24 protein-coding genes and 1 riboswitch are annotated in these 18,655 nt (G+C 61.4%); of the genes, 4 read left to right on the plus strand and 20 right to left on the minus strand.

Annotation, left to right across the window (positions count from 1 at the left end):
• Positions 1-76 precede the first annotated feature (76 nt).
• Entirely contained in the window at positions 77-1,003 is a 927-nt protein-coding gene (locus tag DK391_RS06250; protein ID WP_109477115.1) for a LysR family transcriptional regulator, read from the plus strand.
• Positions 1,004-1,009: 6 nt separating this feature from the next.
• Here the strand turns inward: DK391_RS06250 and DK391_RS06255 are convergent, their stop codons facing one another.
• A complete protein-coding gene (locus DK391_RS06255) occupies positions 1,010-1,915 on the minus strand; it encodes a LysR family transcriptional regulator (protein ID WP_109477116.1) in 906 nt (301 codons plus the stop codon).
• Between the two features lie 204 nt (positions 1,916-2,119).
• On the opposite strand from DK391_RS06255, the gene DK391_RS06260 reads away from it, so the two are divergent.
• Positions 2,120-2,968 (plus strand): DMT family transporter, encoded by an 849-nt coding sequence (locus DK391_RS06260; protein WP_109477117.1) that lies wholly within the window; start codon positions 2,120-2,122, stop codon positions 2,966-2,968.
• A 21-nt stretch (positions 2,969-2,989) separates the two neighbouring features.
• Here the strand turns inward: DK391_RS06260 and aroQ are convergent, their stop codons facing one another.
• The 15 genes from aroQ to DK391_RS06335 all read right to left on the minus strand — a co-directional run bounded on the left by aroQ (position 2,990) and on the right by DK391_RS06335 (position 14,143).
• Positions 2,990-3,427: a type II 3-dehydroquinate dehydratase gene (aroQ, locus tag DK391_RS06265; RefSeq protein ID WP_109477118.1), complete on the minus strand. Its 438-nt coding sequence runs from the start codon at positions 3,425-3,427 to the stop codon at positions 2,990-2,992.
• Between the two features lie 24 nt (positions 3,428-3,451).
• Positions 3,452-4,516 carry a Gfo/Idh/MocA family oxidoreductase gene (locus tag DK391_RS06270; RefSeq protein ID WP_109477119.1) on the minus strand — a complete coding sequence of 355 codons (1,065 nt, stop codon included), beginning with the start codon at positions 4,514-4,516 and terminating at the stop codon, positions 3,452-3,454.
• A gap of 50 nt (positions 4,517-4,566) precedes the next feature.
• Positions 4,567-5,400, minus strand: coding sequence for a shikimate dehydrogenase (gene aroE / locus DK391_RS06275; protein WP_109477120.1), 834 nt, complete (start codon positions 5,398-5,400; stop codon positions 4,567-4,569).
• A complete protein-coding gene (locus tag DK391_RS06280; RefSeq protein ID WP_109477121.1) occupies positions 5,400-6,620 on the minus strand; it encodes a CoA transferase in 1,221 nt (406 codons plus the stop codon). Before DK391_RS06280 ends, aroE begins: the two co-directional genes overlap by 1 nt.
• Positions 6,620-7,078 carry a MaoC family dehydratase gene (locus DK391_RS06285; RefSeq protein ID WP_109477122.1) on the minus strand — a complete coding sequence of 153 codons (459 nt, stop codon included), beginning with the start codon at positions 7,076-7,078 and terminating at the stop codon, positions 6,620-6,622. Before DK391_RS06285 ends, DK391_RS06280 begins: the two co-directional genes overlap by 1 nt.
• Position 7,079: 1 nt before the next feature.
• Positions 7,080-7,472 carry a VOC family protein gene (locus tag DK391_RS06290; RefSeq protein ID WP_109477123.1) on the minus strand — a complete coding sequence of 131 codons (393 nt, stop codon included), beginning with the start codon at positions 7,470-7,472 and terminating at the stop codon, positions 7,080-7,082.
• The gene (locus tag DK391_RS06295) at positions 7,469-8,419 is read right to left on the minus strand and encodes a ketopantoate reductase family protein (RefSeq protein WP_109477124.1); all 951 of its coding nucleotides are present in this window, start codon (positions 8,417-8,419) and stop codon (positions 7,469-7,471) included. The genes DK391_RS06290 and DK391_RS06295 overlap by 4 nt, the downstream gene beginning before the upstream one ends.
• 126 nt (positions 8,420-8,545) lie before the next feature.
• Complete coding sequence (locus DK391_RS06300; protein WP_109477125.1) at positions 8,546-10,354, minus strand: ABC transporter transmembrane domain-containing protein; 1,809 nt, start codon at positions 10,352-10,354, stop codon at positions 8,546-8,548.
• A gap of 103 nt (positions 10,355-10,457) precedes the next feature.
• Positions 10,458-10,676, minus strand: a complete 219-nt coding sequence (locus DK391_RS06305; protein ID WP_239482725.1) for a hypothetical protein — start codon at positions 10,674-10,676, stop codon at positions 10,458-10,460.
• Positions 10,677-10,709: 33 nt separating this feature from the next.
• Entirely contained in the window at positions 10,710-11,006 is a 297-nt protein-coding gene (locus tag DK391_RS06310) for a 4Fe-4S dicluster domain-containing protein (protein WP_109477127.1), read from the minus strand.
• A complete protein-coding gene (locus DK391_RS06315; RefSeq protein WP_109477128.1) occupies positions 11,003-11,317 on the minus strand; it encodes a hypothetical protein in 315 nt (104 codons plus the stop codon). The genes DK391_RS06310 and DK391_RS06315 overlap by 4 nt, the downstream gene beginning before the upstream one ends.
• Positions 11,318-11,333: 16 nt before the next feature.
• A complete protein-coding gene (locus tag DK391_RS06320) occupies positions 11,334-11,921 on the minus strand; it encodes a sigma-70 family RNA polymerase sigma factor (protein ID WP_109477129.1) in 588 nt (195 codons plus the stop codon).
• Positions 11,922-12,099: 178 nt separating this feature from the next.
• Entirely contained in the window at positions 12,100-12,657 is a 558-nt protein-coding gene (locus DK391_RS06325; protein ID WP_109477130.1) for a hypothetical protein, read from the minus strand.
• A 146-nt stretch (positions 12,658-12,803) separates the two neighbouring features.
• The gene (locus DK391_RS06330) at positions 12,804-13,565 is read right to left on the minus strand and encodes a 3-oxoacyl-ACP reductase (protein WP_109477131.1); all 762 of its coding nucleotides are present in this window, start codon (positions 13,563-13,565) and stop codon (positions 12,804-12,806) included.
• 89 nt (positions 13,566-13,654) lie between these two features.
• Positions 13,655-14,143 carry an NUDIX hydrolase gene (locus DK391_RS06335; RefSeq protein ID WP_109477132.1) on the minus strand — a complete coding sequence of 163 codons (489 nt, stop codon included), beginning with the start codon at positions 14,141-14,143 and terminating at the stop codon, positions 13,655-13,657.
• 193 nt (positions 14,144-14,336) lie between these two features.
• Here DK391_RS06335 and DK391_RS06340 point away from each other — a divergent pair, with 193 nt between their 5' ends.
• The gene (locus tag DK391_RS06340) at positions 14,337-14,711 is read left to right on the plus strand and encodes a VOC family protein (RefSeq protein WP_109477133.1); all 375 of its coding nucleotides are present in this window, start codon (positions 14,337-14,339) and stop codon (positions 14,709-14,711) included.
• 47 nt (positions 14,712-14,758) lie between these two features.
• On the opposite strand, the gene crcB is transcribed toward DK391_RS06340, so the two are convergent.
• The 4 genes from crcB to DK391_RS44165 form a co-directional block, all read right to left on the minus strand.
• Positions 14,759-15,154, minus strand: a complete 396-nt coding sequence (gene crcB / locus DK391_RS06345) for a fluoride efflux transporter CrcB (RefSeq protein ID WP_109477134.1) — start codon at positions 15,152-15,154, stop codon at positions 14,759-14,761.
• Positions 15,155-15,219: 65 nt separating this feature from the next.
• Positions 15,220-15,564: a DUF190 domain-containing protein gene (locus DK391_RS06350; protein ID WP_109477135.1), complete on the minus strand. Its 345-nt coding sequence runs from the start codon at positions 15,562-15,564 to the stop codon at positions 15,220-15,222.
• A gap of 14 nt (positions 15,565-15,578) precedes the next feature.
• Entirely contained in the window at positions 15,579-16,898 is a 1,320-nt protein-coding gene (locus tag DK391_RS06355) for a voltage-gated chloride channel family protein (protein WP_109477136.1), read from the minus strand.
• Between the two features lie 77 nt (positions 16,899-16,975).
• Positions 16,976-17,043, minus strand: a riboswitch (Fluoride riboswitch).
• 55 nt (positions 17,044-17,098) lie between these two features.
• Complete coding sequence (locus tag DK391_RS44165) at positions 17,099-17,332, minus strand: hypothetical protein (RefSeq protein WP_162600703.1); 234 nt, start codon at positions 17,330-17,332, stop codon at positions 17,099-17,101.
• A gap of 228 nt (positions 17,333-17,560) precedes the next feature.
• On the opposite strand from DK391_RS44165, the gene DK391_RS06365 reads away from it, so the two are divergent.
• Positions 17,561-18,586, plus strand: a complete 1,026-nt coding sequence (locus tag DK391_RS06365; RefSeq protein WP_109477138.1) for a porin — start codon at positions 17,561-17,563, stop codon at positions 18,584-18,586.
• Positions 18,587-18,655 lie beyond the last annotated feature (69 nt).

Genomic DNA, 18,655 nt, shown 5'->3' on the forward strand with positions numbered 1-18,655 from the left:
ATGACAGCAAATCACCGATTTCGTTGCCTTGAAGGCAACAAACGGAAATGGACAACCGTGCAAGACGGGAGCGCATATGAGTGAACTGACGATCGGCCGATTGCGGTATCTCTTCGAGACGGTCAGGCTCGGCGGCGTGCGTTTAGCAGCAGACTTTCTGGATGTTGCGCCGTCCGTCGTCAGCAGGCAAATCGCGGCGCTCGAGAAAGTCACGCACACGCCCGTGCTCGAAACCAATCGTCGAGGTGCGAAACCGACGGAAGCCGGACGGCTGTTGATCGAATACTATCGCGACCACCTCGATCGCGAGGAGGCGGTCGTCTCACGGCTGGACGCGCTGGCAGGGTTATCTGGCGGCACCGTGATCGTCGGTGCGATCCAGGGCTTCACCGATGATCTGATGTTCAACGTGTTGCGTCATTTCAATCATCGCTACCCTGACGTCGTTATCGAACTGCAATTAGGCGGCGTCAACGATGTGCTTGGATGGCTGGAGGACGATGCCGTCCATCTTGGCTTGCTTTACGGACCAGGACTGGATGTGCATCAGGCGCGACTACGCGAGGTGCAATCGAGCAAGCAACCGGTGCGGGTCATTGTGTCGAATGACCATCCGTTGGCCGACATGGAGTCGTTGACCATCGAATCGTTATTCGAGCATCCGTTTGCACTCGCGAGCGCAGGCTTCGGCACGCGAAAGATCGTCCAGCAGATCGAAGCGACGCAACATCGGCGCTTCAAGATTGCACTCGAAACCGATCATCTGATTGGTCTCACGAGCTTCGCCCGGTCTGGAATGGGCGCGACGCTTCTCCCCGCCTTCGCTGTTCACGACGATCTCGCGCGCGGCGTGCTAAAAGCCATTCCCGTCGAACACAAGTTGATGAAAGAGGTGCACGCACAACTTTCTACGCGTCGTGGCCGTGAATTGCCTATTGCCGCGATCAGACTGCAGAATGAAATTCTCGCCAGAATGGCCGCATTTGCGACGAGCGGATCCTGACCAATATCACCGCGAATCGCGAAACAGTTCTGCCACGACGCCACGCAGCCAGCGATTGCCCGCTTCATGATGGTACTTCGCATGCCAGTGCTGACGAACGGCAAAACCATCGACAGAAAACGGGCAGGAATGGACGGCGATGCTGTTCATCTGCGCGAGTGTTTCACCGATGTTTCGAGGCAACGTAGCAATCAGATCGGTCGTCTTGATGATCGAACCCAGGCCTAGAAAGCCGGGCAACTCAAGCACCACATCGCGCTCGATGCTCTCGCGCATCAGCGCCTGATCCAGCAGTTGTGCGCCCGTGCCGGCGGCTATCACGACATGTCCTTCGGCACGATATTGCTTCAGGCTCAGCCTCGCACGTATGCGGGGATGACTCGCATTCGTCAGGCACACCCAATCCTGCGTATACAGGTGCTGCTGATACATCCCGCCACCCAGCCACGGCACATAGCCGATCGCGAGATCGGCTTCGCCCGATTCCAGTGAACGTTCGGTATTGCCGTCAATTCTGGCTGCTTCCAGGCGGATCCCCGGCGCGTGAGCACGCACGTGCGCAAGGATGCGAGGCAGCAGCGTGACATGGCTCGCGTCGGTCATGCAGATACGGAAACGCCGCTTCGCCGTGCCGGGATCGAAGGCAATCTCCCATGCAGTGAAACGGCGCAACGATTCAAGAATCTCCCGGCATGGGCCTATCAACGCGTCGGCCTGCGGCGTCGGCGTCATGCCGCCTGGCGTGCGGATAAACAGGGGATCCCGCAAATGCTCGCGCAAACGTCCCAGCCAGATGCTCACTGTCGGCTGGCTTTGACCCAGCTGCTCGGCAACACGCGTCACGCTCCGCACGTCGTATAGCAGATCGAATAGCTGAAGCAGCTTCAGGTCGGGAAGATCGTCGGAATCCATAGGTTTATTGTCTCTCGCAATAGCATCATTGTAGTCATTGCATTGCGTGTGTGACCCTTCCGTCGTATCCTCGACTGCAATTGCGTCGCGCGGCGCGCGACTCACCATTCCACAGGCCTGAAATAAGGACAGTGCGTGAAACGCCTGCAATATCGCCGTTTTTTCAGTTTTCCGGAAGCAAGTGTAGAAGCAGGCATTCTTATCATGGTGGCAACAACCGCTGCGTTCGCGGGCAGCGACTCCATGGTCAAGCTGATCGGCTCCGCCGTACCGCTACTGGCGCTGTTGTGGGTTCGCTATGTGTTCCAGACCGTCGTGCTGGCGATATGGCTCGCGAAGCGAGGCATTCGCGATTTCAGCGGCGCGCGCCCATTCCGGTTGCAATTGCTGCGCGCAATCCTGCTGCTGCTCAACTCGGCATCGACATTCGCTGGCCTGCGCTATCTGCCGCTGCCCGTCACCACCTCACTGGCGATGCTTGCGCCGCTGATCACGACCCTGCTGGCCGCCACGCTACTCAATGAGAACGTGACTCGCGGCAAATGGGCCATGGTCGTATTGGGTTTCACCGGCATGCTTCTGGTTGTGCGGCCCGGTAGCGGCGAATTTTCGTGGGCCGTGTTCTATCCGATCAGTGCGGCGACCACCTTCGCGTGCTTCCAGGTCGTATCGAGCAAGCTGTCGAAAGGCGATCCAATGACCACCAATTTTCTGACTGCGCTTGTCGCGACGTTGACGCTAACGGCATTGTTATGGGCCGCGCAAGCCACGCTCATCCCGCAGATCAAGACTGTTCACGCCGGAAGCTGGCTACTGGTTCTCGTGATGGCCACGCTCGCCACGACGGGTCATTCACTGATGTTGCAGGCGCTACGCCGCGCCCCGCTCGCGGTGCTCACGCCATTCAGCTACACGCAACTTGCTTTTGCCACCCTGTTCAGCTGGATCTTCTTCGGACAGGTGCCGGACTCATGGATGGCAATCGGCATGCTCGTGATCGCGGCGAGTGGCATCGGCACCGTGATGCTGCATACGCGTTCGCGTGCGGCATGACGCAGATACTTGAGAGATCAGTCAGCTGGCAGCCGACACCGCCGCACGCAGCCCAAGCAGATAGCTGTCGATCCCCAGGCCGCAAATCTGCCCCTTCACGATTTCGGCGAATACCGATTGATGGCGAAATGCTTCGCGCGCGTGGATATTCGACATGTGAATCTCGATGACGGGGACAGTGAGTATCGCAAGCGCGTCGCGAATGCCGTAGCTGTAGTGCGTCCACGCGCCTGCGTTGATCATCACGCCATCTACCTTGTCCAGAAAGCCCTGATGAATCCGCAGGCACATATCGCCTTCGCTATTCGTCTGGTAGCTTTGCACCGACACACCAAGTTCCCTGGCCAGCGCCTGTAGCGCACCATCGATATCGTCCAGCGTGACGGTTCCGTATTGCACCGGGTCGCGCTTGCCAAACATGTTGTGATTGATACCGTGAAGCATAAGAAACTGTTTCATGATGCATTCCGCCTGGTTGAGAACTCAAAGTACCCGCATATCCGATTCGATCTCGACTGCTGAACCGGTTCGTGCAGCGAGCACGATTGCCTCGGTCACGCGCAGATTCTGTAACCCGTCGCGTGCCGTGACGATGGGTTTCGCCTCGCCTCGCACTACCTGACCGAAGTGCTCCATCTGATGCATGAGCGGATCGTCACGCGTCACATCGGCGACGCTCACATCGAAAGGCTTCCACCACGAACGGTCTTCTGCTTTCGCATAGGTCTTTATCCGCATGGTCGGAATGGCAAGCGATCCGAATGTGCCAGCAATCGTGTAGCAGTCTTCGTCCGCATAAGAGGGATACGCCTTGTTCTCTCCCGATGTCTGCTCCCAGCTTCTTGCACTGGCCGCCGTATCGGACAGAAGGAAAGTGCCAAGTGCGCCGCTTTTAAATCGCAGGCTGATCGCCACCGTGTCCTCGACGCGAAAGCCTCGCGTCGCATTCGACGAAAAGGCTTGCACCGCTATGACGTCGCCACACAGCATGCGAAGGTTGTGTACTTCATGAATCATATTGAGCAGGATCGGTCCGGCTCCGGGTTCTTTACGCCAAGGCGCTTCTACATAGTAATGATCGGGTTTGAAGAACATCGCGCTGCCCATGACGCCAACAATTGCGCCGATGCGGCCTTCGTCGATCAGCGCTTTTGCGCGAGCCATGATCGGACTGTGAGCGCGGTGATGGCCAATCAGTATCTTCGCGTCGAGTTCGTCGGCCATGGCGACGAGTCTTTCTGCTTCCTCGACTGTCGGCGCAACCGGCTTTTCGAGCAAAACAGGCACGCCCGACTGCATGCATTGGATCGCATGCTCGACGTGCAACTGGTTAGGCGTGGCAAGCACGACGCCATCCGGGCGTTCGCTCGCGAATAGCTCATCGAGCGAACGGAAATGCGGCACCCGAGCCTCCGCTGCGATCCCGGCAGCCACTTCCGACGGATCCACTACCGCGGCCAGCTCACAACTCGAACTGGCCTGAACCACGCGGATATGCTCTCTTCCAATGTATCCGGCACCCGCCACTGCAATACGTGTCTTGCTCAATTGAACTCTCCGATAACATCAAATGCGTAGTCGATATGTGTGCGTAGACTTCAATCGAGCGGAACCGTCAGACGGTCGATGACAGCACGCGTCTGCGGCCGCACGCCTCGCCACCACGCAAACGCCTCGGCCGCCTGCTCGACCAGCATGCCGACACCGTCGGCGATGACCGGCACGCCCGCAACGCGCGCAAGCCGCAGAAACGGCGTGAGCCGCTTTCCGTACGCAAGCTCGTACGCGGCACCCGTGGTGCTGAACACAGTCGATGGAACGGGCGGCAGGTCGCCTGTCAGACTCGCCGAGGTGGCGTTCACGACGAGGTCGAATTGCCCCATCTTCTCCAGTTCAGCGTAACCGCATGCCACCAGAGAAACGTCCGCAGCGACCTCGTTCACCAGCGCTTTGACTTTCGATACATCCCGGTTCGCAAGCACCAGTTCACGCGGGCCTGCCGCGATGAACGGCAGCAACGCCCCGCGCACGGCGCCACCGGACCCGAGCATGAGCACACGCTTGCCGGCCATCGGCTGAGCGAGGTTCACTTCGATATCGCGCACCAGACCGACGCCGTCGAAGTTCTCTGCAATGATCCGGCCGTGTTCGAACTTCATCGCGTTCACGGCGCCTGCGAGCCTTGCCCGCTCGCTGCATTCATCGGCCATCGAAAACGCCTGCAGCTTGAAGGGCGCAGTGACGTTCATGCCCTTGCCGCCCGCATCGATGAACGCTCGCACCGCTTCAGCAAAACCTTCTGGTGGCTGCGTCGGCCCCTCGATAGCGACATACGACATGTCCTGACCGCTCGCCTCTGCAAAGAGGCCGTGAATCAAAGGAGATTTGGTGTGTCCGATCGGATTGCCGATCACCGCGTATTGATCTGCCATCACAGTCTCTCCTTCGAATACAGCACGCCCGCCGTCTGCATCGCATCGATCTCGGCGGCACTGAAGCCTAACGACTGCGCCACTTCTGCGTTGTGCTGACCGAGATCCGGTCCAACCTCTCGAATCGACGTATCGCAACCGGAGAAACGAAACGGAAGATTGGGCAGGCGCAGCTTGCCGAAACGTGGATGGTCCTGCTCGATCACCATGCCGCGCGCGATGATTTGCGGATCAGCCACGACCTCGTCGATGCGCTGAACCTTGGCGCAAGGGACATCGACGCTATCGAGCAGCGCGAGCACCTCGGCGACCGGTCTTGCCGCCACCCACGGCTTCACGACAGACAGAATGGCTTCACGGTTGGCGTTGCGGCCGTTCAGGGTGTGAAATCTTGCATCCGCGCCGAAGCCCACAGGACCGCCGTGCTGCTCCAGCAACGCGGCAAAGCGCTTCCACGAATCATCGACCTGTGCAGCGATGACGAGATCGCCGTCGGCGGCACGGAACACGCCATACAGCGTCGAGGTAGGCATATCGTGGCCGGTCTGTTCGGGCAACACGCCTTGCATCGTGTAGCACTGCACGGCGTACTCATGCATCGATACGAGCGTGTCGTACAACGCCATGTCGATATGCTGACCCCGTCCGCTTTTCACGCGTCCAAGCAACGCGGCATTGATCGCCGCGACTGCGTGAATGCCCGTGTACATGTCGCCGAGCGAAATGCGCATCAGCGGCGGCGGCTCACCGGGATTGCCGATCATCTGCATGATGCCGCTCTTCGCCTCGGCGATCAGGCCGAAACCCGCGCGATGTGCGTCGGGGCCCGTGTGCCCGTATGCCGAGATCGAGCAATACACCAGACCGGGATTACGCTCCGACAGCGCCGCGTAGCCGAGGCCCAGCTTGTCGAGCGCGCCGGGCCGGTAGTTTTCGATAAACACGTCGGCCGAATCGCACAGGCGGCGCATGAACTCCTTGCCGCGCGGATCTTTCATGTCGACGCTGACGCCGCGCTTGCCCATGTTCAGTTGCAGGAAGTACGCGCTTTGCTGGTCGTCGAGCACGGTGGCGTGCTGCCGCCCGGCGTCGCCGCTGCCGGGACGCTCGACCTTGATGACTTCGGCTCCGAGCGCAGCGAGACAACGTCCAACATAGGGGCCGGCGAGAAAGTGGCTGTAGTCGACTACGCGGATACCTTCGAGAGGACGGGCTTGCATCAGTTCGCTCCCGGACGGCGCGGCACCATCAGACGATGTTCGCCACGCTGGACGACCTCGCCGTGCTGATTGATCAACTCCGACGGCAACACGACGATGCCCCAGCCCGGACGACTCTTGCTGGCGCGCATGGCGCCAACGCTGAACTTTACGTGCAGCACGTCGTTCACCTTGATCGGCAGCAGAAAATCCCATGTCCAGCCGAGCGACATGCCAGGCAGGAAGCGATAATCGCTCTGCGTTTTCAGGCCGTCCGCAATCGACAAGCCAAACAGGCCATGCGCGACGATCGAACCGAAATGACTGGCGTTGGCGTAGTCCTCGTCGACGTGCACGGGTGTGTGGTCGCCGGTGAGATCGGCATACGCGAGAATGCGTTCCCGGGTAACGGTATAGGTGGGGCTGACGCACGTATCGCCTTCGTTGGCGTCGTCCCAGTACTTTTCGATCGTGCTCATGTCACGCCTCCGCGCGTGGATTGATCGCCAGCGCCTGCGCGACGCACGTGGCAGGTCGGGCCTGAATCAGTTCGATGGCGAGGCCGTCGGGCAGACGTATCCAGTTGCGCCCTTGCGGCATGACTGCGACGTCGAACGCCTGCGCAGCGGCCAGCGCGGCTTCGAGGTCTTCGCACATCACGCCGAGATGCGCGAGCCGCCCTTCGGAGCCTTCATGACGCGGCTCATGGATGAACTGCATGCCGCCAAGCGTCCAGTACTGGCGCGGCGCCTCACGCGTGCCGTCCACTTCACGCAGGGTCATGCCGAGCACCTGTTCGAAGAAGCGGATGTGCCAGTGAATGTCCTTCACCCAGATCGCAACGTGTTCGAGATAAGCCTTGGAGCCGCTCATGCTGCAACCCCTTGCTTCTGGCGATCGGCCATCGCGCGTTCGATGCCCTTGATGCACGCCACGAGCGTCGCGTTGACCGGCGTCGGAACGCCGAGCTTTGCGCCCCAGCGAACCACCGCACCGTTGATGAAGTCGATTTCGGTCACGGAGCCTTTTTCGAGGCTCTGCAGCATCGAGGTCCTGAACGCAGGCGAAAGCCCTTCAGCCGCCAGCACCCACGCCTCTTCCGGCCGCGTCATCGAAAGACGCACGCCGGCCGCTTTCGCCGCTGCCATCGCTTCGCCAATCGCGGCCAGTGCGGTCTGTCTGAGGATCGCCTCGTCGTAGAGCTGTCCGTAGGTGAGTCCGGTGATGCCCGTCAGCGCGCCCGTCGCGACATTGACGAGCAGCTTGTCCCACATGGTGCCGAGTATGTTGTCGCTGACGGAGGTGGTCAGGCCGGAGTGGTTGAAGGCATCGGCAATGGCCTGTACTCGTGGCGTGATTTGACCGTCGAGTTCACCGACGATGGTCAGCTTTCCCGTCACGCCGGACTGGATATGACCCGGCCCGCGCAGCACGCCGCCAACGTATGTCTTGCCCGCCAGCACACGCTCACGGCCTACGATCTCGCTGAGCACGTCCTCGTGGCCCAGACCGTTCTGCAGCGACAAGACGAGCGTATCGGGGCCGACGAGCGCGAGCGCGCTGCGCATGGCTGAATCGGTGTGGAACGACTTGACCAGCACGATGACGAGATCCACAGGACCGGCTTCGGCGGCTTGCGTCGTAGCGAGAACCTTGACGCGACGAGAACCGTTGGCATCGTCGACCTGCAAGCCGTCGCGGCACATGGCGTCGACATGAGCGGCGGAGCGGTCGACCAGCCAGGTCTCGTGTCCGCCTTCAGTGAGCGCGGAGCCAATGGCACAACCGAGTGCGCCGGCTCCGAGAAATGCGATCTTCATGGGTGTCTCCGTTGAATGGAGACCAAGATAAAACCCATGCGTTATTACCGCAATGCAATGGAATCAATGACGCCATTGCGTTTCGCAATATTGCTTTGCGGAGGAGTTACTACTTTCTTCTTCGCATCAGATAGCGCGTTCGGAACGCGAGCCATCCGGCTCCGCGCTTTGCGCGTGCAGTTCGCCGAACTGGAGTGCTGCAAGCTGCGCGTAAAGCGGCGAGCGCTTCAGAAGCTCGGCGTGGCGTCCTTGCGCAACGATGCGCCCCTGATCCAGCACGATGATCCGGTCCGCCTGCTGCACAGTGGCAAGTCGGTGAGCGATGACGAGCGTCGTGCGATTCAACGCGGCATTGTCCAGCGCCGTCTGCACGAGGCGTTCGCTGGCCGCATCGAGTGCGCTGGTCGCTTCATCGAGCAGCAGGATAGGCGGGTTCTTCAGAATCGCGCGGGCGATCGCCAGGCGTTGACGTTGTCCGCCGGACAGCCGCACGCCGCGCTCGCCCAGAAACGTGTCATAACCTTGCGGCAGTTCGTCGATAAAGCTCGCTGCAGCCGCCATCTCAGCCGCGCGTTGCACCTCCGCGAACGTGGCATCGGGCATCCCATAGCGGATGTTGTCGAGCACGCTGCCCGAAAAGATCACTGATTCCTGCAGCACGACGCCAATCGCCTTGCGCAGCGATGCCAGCGAAACCTGATTGGGCGGCACACCGTTGATCAGCACATTGCCGGCCTGCGGATCGTAAAAGCGCAACAGCAGCTGAAACAGCGTGGTCTTGCCCGCGCCGGAGGGGCCGACCAGCGCGACATGCTCGCCCGGACGCACATCGAGCGAGAAGCCGGCAAGCGCATTGATACCGGGACGCGATGGATACGAAAAGCTGACGTTTTCGAACCGGATGCCGTCCCCGTGCGTGGGCAGCGGCACAACCGTTTCCGCCTCGACCACGGGCGAACGCGCGGCCAGCAATTGCAGCAGCCGCTCCGTCGCACCGGCAGCACGCTGCAGATCGCCCCATACTTCGGCGACTGCGCCCACGGCGCCCGCCGTGAAGACGGCGTAGAGGATGAACTGCGACAGCTGGCCCGCCGTCATGTGCCCGGCCAGCACCTGCTGGGCACCGAGCCACAGCACGAACACAATGGCTGCGAACACGAACACGATCACCACGGCCGTCAGCGATGCGCGGGCGCGGATACGCGTGAGCGCCGTATCGAAGGCAAGTTCCACTGCGCCGCCGAAACGCTTCGCTTCGTGTTGTTCCTGCGTGTACGACTGCACGGTCGGCATCGCGTTGAGCACTTCGCCCGCCAGCGCGCTTGCGTTCGCAATCTTGTCCTGGCTCGCGCGGGACAGCCGCCGCACGCGGCGTCCGAAGATCACGATAGGCGCGACCACCACGACCAGCGTCACGATGATGTAACCCGACAGCACCGGGCACGTCGCAACCAGCATCCCGACGCCGCCGACAGCCAGCAGAAGATTGCGCAGCCCAAGCGAAAGGCTCGTGCCGACCACGGCCTGGATCAGCGTCGTATCGGTGGTGAGCCGCGACAGCACTTCGCCCGTCTGCGTGGTTTCGAAGAACTGCGGGCTCATCCGCATGACATGGTCGTAGACGGCGCGCCGCAGATCGGCCGTGACGCGTTCCCCGAGCCACGAAACCCAGTAGAACCGAAGCGCCGTTGCGGCAGCGAGGATCAGGGACACCACGAACAGTGCGATGAAATAGCGATCGATATGCGTCCGGTCGCCGCTCGCAAAACCGCGATCGATCAGGTATTTGAACGCCACGGGCAACGCCAGCGTCGCGCCCGCCGACGTCAGGAGCGCGAGAAACGCGAGCGCCCAGCGCTTCGCATAGGGACGCAGGAACGGCAGCAGGGCGAACAGCGGAGCGACGCGTCGCGTGCGCGCGGCGGTATCTGACATCGGAGTTTCCAGGTGTGGGGGCAACAGCCATATTGTGGCAGCCCGCGGGTTCGAACATGTGTCGCGCCGACTGCGACTGTGCGAGGTTGCCTGTTGCGTTCGCCTACGCGCCGCGCTGGCGGCTTCGATCGAGCCGCGCAGCGGCTTCCAGCAGATGCACGCCGGCAGGCGTCAGCATAGGACGGCGCCGGCCACCGGCGCGCGTTTCGACAGCGATAAGCTGACAATCGAGCAAAGTATCGAGTTCGACACGCGTCGTGTCGAGCTGATCAGGCGCACTGCTTACCAGCATCAGCGTCGCCAGTTCATGTGGACTGAGCATGATCATGGTTGAACCTCGGTGTCGAACGGTGCGTCAGCGCATTCTGACCAGCGTGATCGCGTGCTCCGGGCACGCCGACACGCACAGTCCACACGCACGGCACGCGTCGGCGCGCGGCGCGTAGGCGACCTTCATGCCGTGCACGCGCAGCTTGAACCGTTGCAGCGGACGGAGCGCCTGATAGTCGGCTGCGTCGATGCGGCGAATATCGAATACCTGCTCGGGGCAAACGGCGGCGCAATCGGCCTTGCCTTCGCAGCGGGCGAAGTCGACGCTCGGCACGATCACGCCCGGCGGCTGCTTGCAGGCAGACGTGGCATCGCGCGTCATATGCCTGCTCCCTCGTTGGGGCGCGACGCCGAGGTCGCATCGTTGCGCAGGCGCTCGCGTTCCTGCTGCGTCATCTGCTGCCAGTGACGCCATTGCCTGGCTTTGTAGCAACCGCCATGTCCGCGAAACCCGCCAAACAGAATCCGGCAGAGCACCAGCAGACCGATCGCGCGCGGATAGTCGATGACATGCGCATCGACGACGAGCGTCGGGATGATCCAGTTCCACAGTCTCATGACGATCCAGCCCAGCAGCGCGATGATGATCAACAGCAATAGCGCCTTGGCGAAAAATTTGCGGCGAAACCTCATGTGATTCTCCTTTGATTCATAGCTCGAAGCCGTCGTACGACGCGCGCAGGCGCTCGCGCAGATGCAGCACCGCGTAGCGCTTGCGCGCGAGCAAGGTGTTGACGCTGACGCCCGTCGCAGCGGACATTTCCTTGAAGCTGCGTCCGTCCAGTTCATGCGCGACGAACACTTCACGCTGGCTGGCGGGCAACTCCTCCAGCGCGACGCGCAGTGCGTCGAGCAGCGCGGCGCGTGCGTAGGCGGCTTCAGGTCCGGCATCGGCTGAAGGCAGCGTCAGATCCAGCCGGTATTCGCCGTCGGAATCGTCGATATCGGCGGCACCGGACGCGTCGGGCAGCGGCAGTTCTTTCTTCTTGCGGAAGCGGTCGATGATCCGGTTTCTCGCCACGCGGAACAGCCACGCGCCGACCTGCTCGACGGGATCGGGCAAGCGCCAGGCTTCGACCAGTTCTTCGAACACGTCCTGGAGGATGTCCTCGGCTTCGTCCTGATCGATGACGCGGCGACGGATGAAATTACGCAGCCTCGGGCGCTCGCGGGCCACCGCGCGGGCGATGTCGCGGTCCTGCTCGGTCAGCGTGCTCGGGGTGTTGGGCGGTTCCATACCGGTGATGACGATCCGGACGGGAGAATATTGTGGGGAGTGTGAACGGCTTGCGAGATTTTTTGTGCGAGGCTTTTTTTATCCAGACCGGATGGATGGCACGTGGGACGTTTGATTCAAGCATCAAGCCGGAGAAGCGACCGGCTCCTGCCGATCGCGTCGTCCCGCCTGTCAGACATTACGCGTTCTGCACCGCCATCTTCGCGCGCGCTGCACGGGCAATACTCTCCGCAAAGAGCGGCGTTTCACGACGATTGTGATCGCCCGAAGCAACCTGCCGATCATGCGCCGCCTGCTCGAAGGTCGCGCCATTCTTCTCGATGAACGCGAGAAACTCATCGGTCGGATGGGAGATCACGCTATTCGTATATTCCGTCTTTCCATCAGGCAGCGTCTTCGCGCTCAACTCCCAGATAACCTGGACTTTGGTGCGGCCATGCGGCGTGAACACGTCGGACAGCGAGACCATCCGGCAGTAGTGCTTCTCGGTCACTTCACCCACGTAATGCTGAACAACCAGCCCGGAGCCGATCTGTTCCACATTGATCGACATGCGGCGACCATCATCTGTCCACGTTGCGCCCGCAGCAATATGGTCGGGCGGAGCACAGCGCTGATACTCGGCGTCGGGCAGTTCGAACAGCCAGCTTGCGATATCGATGCTTTCGATCGGCACGTCGACGACATGCGTGAATGCACTTTGCGAGAGGATCAGGTCATTGCGGATCGTGGTCATTACAAGGCTCCAGGCGTTGAAAAGAAACGGTTATAAGGGTGAAGCAGCCACTTAATTGTCCGTTTGCTTCTTCAACGCCCGTTCTCGATACAAACGGATATTTCCCATTTGCATCGTGAGCACTGATCTAATTTTTTAAGCCCGCCTCACCCCTTCACCAGCCCGCCATCCACCACCAGATTCTGCCCGGTCACCGCACGCGCCCACGGCGAGAGAAAGAACAGCACGGCATCGGCGAATTCGGCTGGCGTCGTCACACGGCGCAACGGCGTGAAACCCGCCACCATATCGAACACGGCTTCGGGTGTCGCGCTGCTGGCGTCAGTCGTGCGCAGCAGGCCGCCCGACACCATGTTCACCGTAATGCCATCGGGTCCGAGATCGTTCGATGCCGTTCGCGTCAGCGCGAGCAATGCCGCTTTGGCCGCCGTGTAATCGTGATACGGCACGACGGGGTTCTGGAACAGATTGGTGCCGACGTTCACGATACGGCCGAAACCCGCCGCGCGCATCGCGGGCAACGCGGCCTGAATCGTATTGAGTGCGCCTTTGAGCGCGCCGTCGATCTGCTGCTGAAAACGGACCCATTCGATCTCGCCGAGCTTCGGGCGCGCGTCGCCGTCGAAGCTGAAATCGGCGAGCGCGTTGTTCACCACGGCATGCACCGGCTTGCCGCTCTTCGCCTGAGCCTCATCGAATAAACGTGCGACCGACGCTGCATCGGTGATATCGGCCTGCACCGCCACGACACGCGGCCCGAGCCGCTCGACGAGCGCATTCGCCTGCGCTTCGCTGCGCCGATAGTTGATGACGACGCTCGCGCCTTCGCGTGCAAGTGCTTCCGTGATCGCGGCACCCAGCCCACGCGCGCCGCCCGTGACGAGTACGTTCTGCTCCGACAGTTGCATCGACTTCTCCGATCTTCGTTTGGACTGAATAGTCCATTATGCCGCACAGCGCGATCGGTCAATCAAGGCATCTACACGAAAGCCGCACGCTAGCGGCGGGGATTTTTGCTGAGAAACAGGGCGACCGGCCCCGTCAACGTGATGCTGCGCAATTGTTCCGGCGATACGAACTGCGCGTCGACGATTTCCCGATTGTCGAGCCGCAACTCAGGCGGGGAATCGAGATGCAGTTCGAAGAAATGCACGCGGTCTCTGCGCCCTTCCCACACGCCGCTCACACTGCCTGCAGGAATCAGCGTGTAACCCGTCAAACCGATTTCTTCCACCATCTCGCGCTGCGCCGCGACTTCAGGCGTTTCACCGGCATGCACGCTGCCACCGGGAAAATTCCACGCGTTCCGGTACGACGACTTCAGCAACAGCAACGACTCGCCGACGTAGATGGCAACCAATGCACCCTCATGCCTGGCACGCCGGACGCTCCACCAGATGCGCGCGAGCGGAAACCCGCCGCGATACACCGTGCGCCAGACAAAATCGACCAGCGCAGTCGATTGCGCTCGCTCAAGACTCGGCATCGGGTTCTCTCCTTGCATTGCATGACCAGAGGATCTTACGGGTTGCCGCGTCACGGCGGCTCGGATGATCGGAAGCTACGGGCTGCCCGTTTTGGAGTACCGTTGCGCATCACAGTTCCATCCGAACCGGGGTTCCGCGCGACGCATCACATTGTGCCTCGCGCAACCGCACCCGCCCGCACCAGGAGAGCGCATGTTCGACCATGTCAAATTCGGCGTCACCGATTATGCCGCGAGTAAAACGTTCTTCCTCGCAGCACTCGCGCCACTCGGCGTCGCCATTGTCGCCGAGGGACTGCCCACGTACGGCATCGAGCTCAGCGCAGATGATAAGGTATCTTTATGTCTGTTCCAGACCGATGAGAAGCCAGCGCATCTTCACCTTGCGTTCAAGGCTGTGAATCGCGAACAGGTCGATGCGTTCTATCGTGCAGCGTTGCGAGCCGGCGGCAAAGACAATGGAGCGCCGGGCGTGCGTCCGCAGTATCACGCGAACTACTATGCGGCTTTCGTCATCGGACCGGACGGCCATAACATCGAGGCGGTGTGCCACGAATCCGAGGCCTGATCGTCGTATCCTCGGACCGGATCCGCGCAGGTCAGACGCTAGTCGATCTATCTGGCCAGCGCGAACCGCGCAAATCCTGCCACCGTTGCAATGCCGAGCACGGTCATCAACAGCGACGACGACACGTGGATGGCGACTTCGCCCGCCGCCCACGCCAGCTTTCCCTGCTGCAGATCCTCGACGACCTCGGCCGAGAAAGTCGAAAACGTAGACAGCCCGCCCATCAAGCCGGTGATCACGAACAGCCGCCACTCCGCCGGGATGTCAGGCCACCGCCCGAAGAACGCGATCGCCCCGCCGATGATGTAACCCGCAATCACATTCGACGCGAGCGTGCCGAGCGGAAGATCCGGAAACACTGCATTCAGGCGCAGCCCGAGAAACCAGCGGAACAGCGAACCCAGCGCGCCGCCAACCGCAACGGCAAGGATGGACAGATACATGCGTCAGACCTCTCTATGGGATGTGTCTCGATGATCCGGCAGTTCGTCGGGCGAGGCTTGCCTCCTCAGGCAGGGTTTGCGATTTCGCACGGCAGGAACACAGCATGAACATCGTGAAGATTGCCGCCATGTTGCTGCCAGAATTCGCGTAGCCGCGATTCGAGGTCGATCAGTTCGATACACTGGGGAAAGCGATGGTGCAGTGTTTCGACATGCGCATGATGCAGACGGTCACCACGAATAAAGCCCGCCTGCACACGATGCAACAGCGCCTGTTCGATGCCCGCGCGCTTTGCATGCGTGAGCAGATGCCGCGCCATGCTCGGACGCGAAACACGATGCCAGAAACGCGTCGGATGGCCTTTGGCCGAATGATGAAAGTACAGCCGCAACGAAATGAGTTTGCTCATGATGTGAACCGGGATCAGGTGACGGATGTCGTCTGCACGACGGCGGCATTCTTGCGGCGCGCGCGGCGCAAGGCGGGAATGTCGGCAAGACGGATGCCTTCGGGCAGGATCAGATGCTTCGATTGCCCGACACGCTGGGCCCGATAAATACCTGTGTGGCCAGAAAACAGATAGCTCACCACGCATGCCACGGCCGCATAGACGCCGATATGCGTGCCGAACAGTTCCATTGCCATGATCGTCGATGCAATCGGCGTGTTGGCCGCGCCGGCGAAAACGGCCACGAAGCCGAGACCCGCGAGAACGGGAACGGGCAGCGCCAGCACATGACCGAGCGCATTGCCCAAGGTTGCGCCGATGTAGAACAGCGGCGTGACTTCGCCACCCTTGAATCCCGACGCCAGCGTGACGACCGTGAAGGCGAATTTGCCTGCAAAGTCATAGACGGGCAGCGTGCCCTGAAAGGCCGCCGAGATGGTCGGAATGCCGAGTCCAAGAAATTGCGGCGTGGCAAGCAGCGTCGCCATGACGGCAACGCTCGCACCGCCAATGAACGGCCGCATCGGTGCCCACGCAACCTTCCGTTTGAACCACGCCGACAGCGCGTGCGTCGAATCGGCGAACAGCATCCCGACGATGCCGAACGCAATACCCGCCAGCACCGCCGAACCCAGACCGAGGGCCGTCACGTCCGGTACGAACGGCACCGTGTACACGGTGTGATGGATGCCCCACAGGCGGCACACTTCATCGGCGACCACCGACGAGGCAAGACACGCCAGCAGCGCGTCATAGCGCAACCGGCCGAGCGCCAGCACTTCCAGCCCGAAAATCGCGCCCGCGAGCGGCGTGCCGAACACCGACGAAAAGCCTGCCGCGATGCCGCCCATCAGCAGGATGCGGCGTTCGTCCTTGTCGAGCCTGAACAGATGCGTCACGCGATCGGCGAGTGCACCGCCCATTTGCACCGCCGTTCCTTCACGCCCTGCCGACCCGCCAAACAGATGCGTGACGACCGTGGCGATGAGAATGAGCGGCGCCATGCGGCGGGGGACGATCTTCTGCGGATCGTGGATTTCGTCGATCAGCAGGTTGTGGCCGCCTTCGACGGGCTTGCCCACCTGCTGGTAGACCCAGCCCGTCAGAAGACCCGCGACGGGTAGAAGCCAGAGCAGCCACGGATGCGCGGTGCGGGTATCGGTTGCAAGATCAAGGGTATAGAGAAAGAACGCCGACGCGGAACCCGCCAGTGCGCCGAGCACAGATGAAAGCAGAAGCCAGCGCACCAGATAGGGCACCATGGCGACCTGCTCGACAGATTGAATACGCTTCATGATTTCCAGATTTGATTGAACATCAAACCTGGGTGACAGGACGTCACTACAGACGGCCTACGACCTCCCGCACCCAGGAACTCGTAGGCATCATCAGCCGGTCAGCCCGGCGGTTGTTTGGAGGAATGCCATCTCCAGAAAGCGCAATTGTACGCGACGACGCTAAAAGGCGCCAACGCACACCACCACACGGTCACACCTCAGCCAGTCCGCGCGCCGTCGGCAAAATACGTTTCGAGCATGGCCGTCAATGCCTGCTTCGACGCGCCGCGAAACGGCTTGTGACCGATCAGCGCCGTCCATGTGCCGTCGAGATGCTCCTCCCAACCGCCCATTCCGTGTCCATCCACGCGAACGGAACCGCGGGTGCGCAGCGTGGTATCGCTCGGATCGAGCACCTCATCGTCGTTGTGCAACAACACGACCTTTGCCATCGCAACCTCCCGGATTGTCCTCACCAAGCGATTAGCAAGCCGCGTGCTCGAACCTCGCCACCGGCCGGCTGCGCGTGCGCTCACGTCGCGCCTCAAGGTTTTCCCTGATATTTGACCGCTTGACTTGTCCAATCTGTAACCGTACTTTTGCACATGTTCCTACTTGTACTTTTTTAAGGAACAGGAAATCGCAACATCGATCCGATCCAACCCGTCAGAAGGAACCCAATGTCCAACCGTTCGCTGCGCGTGGCGTGCATGCTCGCCGTCTGCGCGTTCCCGCCCCTCGCCCGCGCCGAATCCAGCGTGACGCTGTACGGCATCGTCGACGAGTTTTTTCAGTACGTGAACACGGGTAACGGCTACACGGCCGCGATCGGATCATCGGGACAATGGGCGAGCCGCATCGGCCTGCGCGGCCATGAAGACATCGGCGGCGGCAACTTCGTCAGCTTCGATCTGCAGAACGGTTTCAATCCGAACGACGGCACCTTTGCTTCGCCGGGTTCGCTGTTCAACCGGCAGGCGTGGATCGGTGTCGGCGGCAACTGGGGCGAGGTGCACGTGGGCCGCCAGAACTCGCCGATTTTCAACGATCAGGGCGGACTCGACGCATTCGGCGCATCGACGCAGGCGTCCGGCTTCAGCAACATGATGACCTACGCGGTGCGCACCAGTAACACGGTGTCGTACACATCGCCGACGCTGTCGGGCGTGCAGTTCAGCGTGTACGTGGGCTTCGGCGACGCGGGCGGGCTGCGCTCGGCGGGCGCGAGCTATCAGGCGGACGTCACGTATTCGCATGGTCCTTTCTCCGCGGTCGCAGCCGCGCAGGCCGTGCGCAGCGCCGACAACAGCACGCTCGACCGCACGGCTGAAGTCGGCGCGTCGTATCAGATCGGCAAGACCACCGTGTACCTCGGCTGGAGCGGCGCGAAATGGGACGACCTCGCGCTCGACGTCAACGTGTACGGCATCTCGGCGGTGTATCAGTTGACGCCCGCGCAAGCGGTCTCGCTCGGCGGCACGCTGCTGCACGACGAAACCGGCCACGGCGACAACGCGCGGCAGATTGCGGCGCTCTACACGTATTCGTTTTCGAAGCGCACTTCGCTGTACGGCGCCGTGTCGTTCCTGCAAAACGAGGGCAATGCTTCGTACCGGCTCGCGGGATCGGCGAATGCGGGCTTGCCGCTCGCGTATGCCGGAGCCGACGCACGCGGCTTCCAGCTCGGCGTGGTGCATCGCTTCTGATACCGGCCACCCGCAAAGAATCGACATGCGCCCGCACCCACCGTCTCCCAGACACCACCTGTCCGAAAA

The organism is Paraburkholderia sp. C35, assembly GCF_003121405.1.
GTDB lineage: Bacteria > Pseudomonadota > Gammaproteobacteria > Burkholderiales > Burkholderiaceae > Paraburkholderia.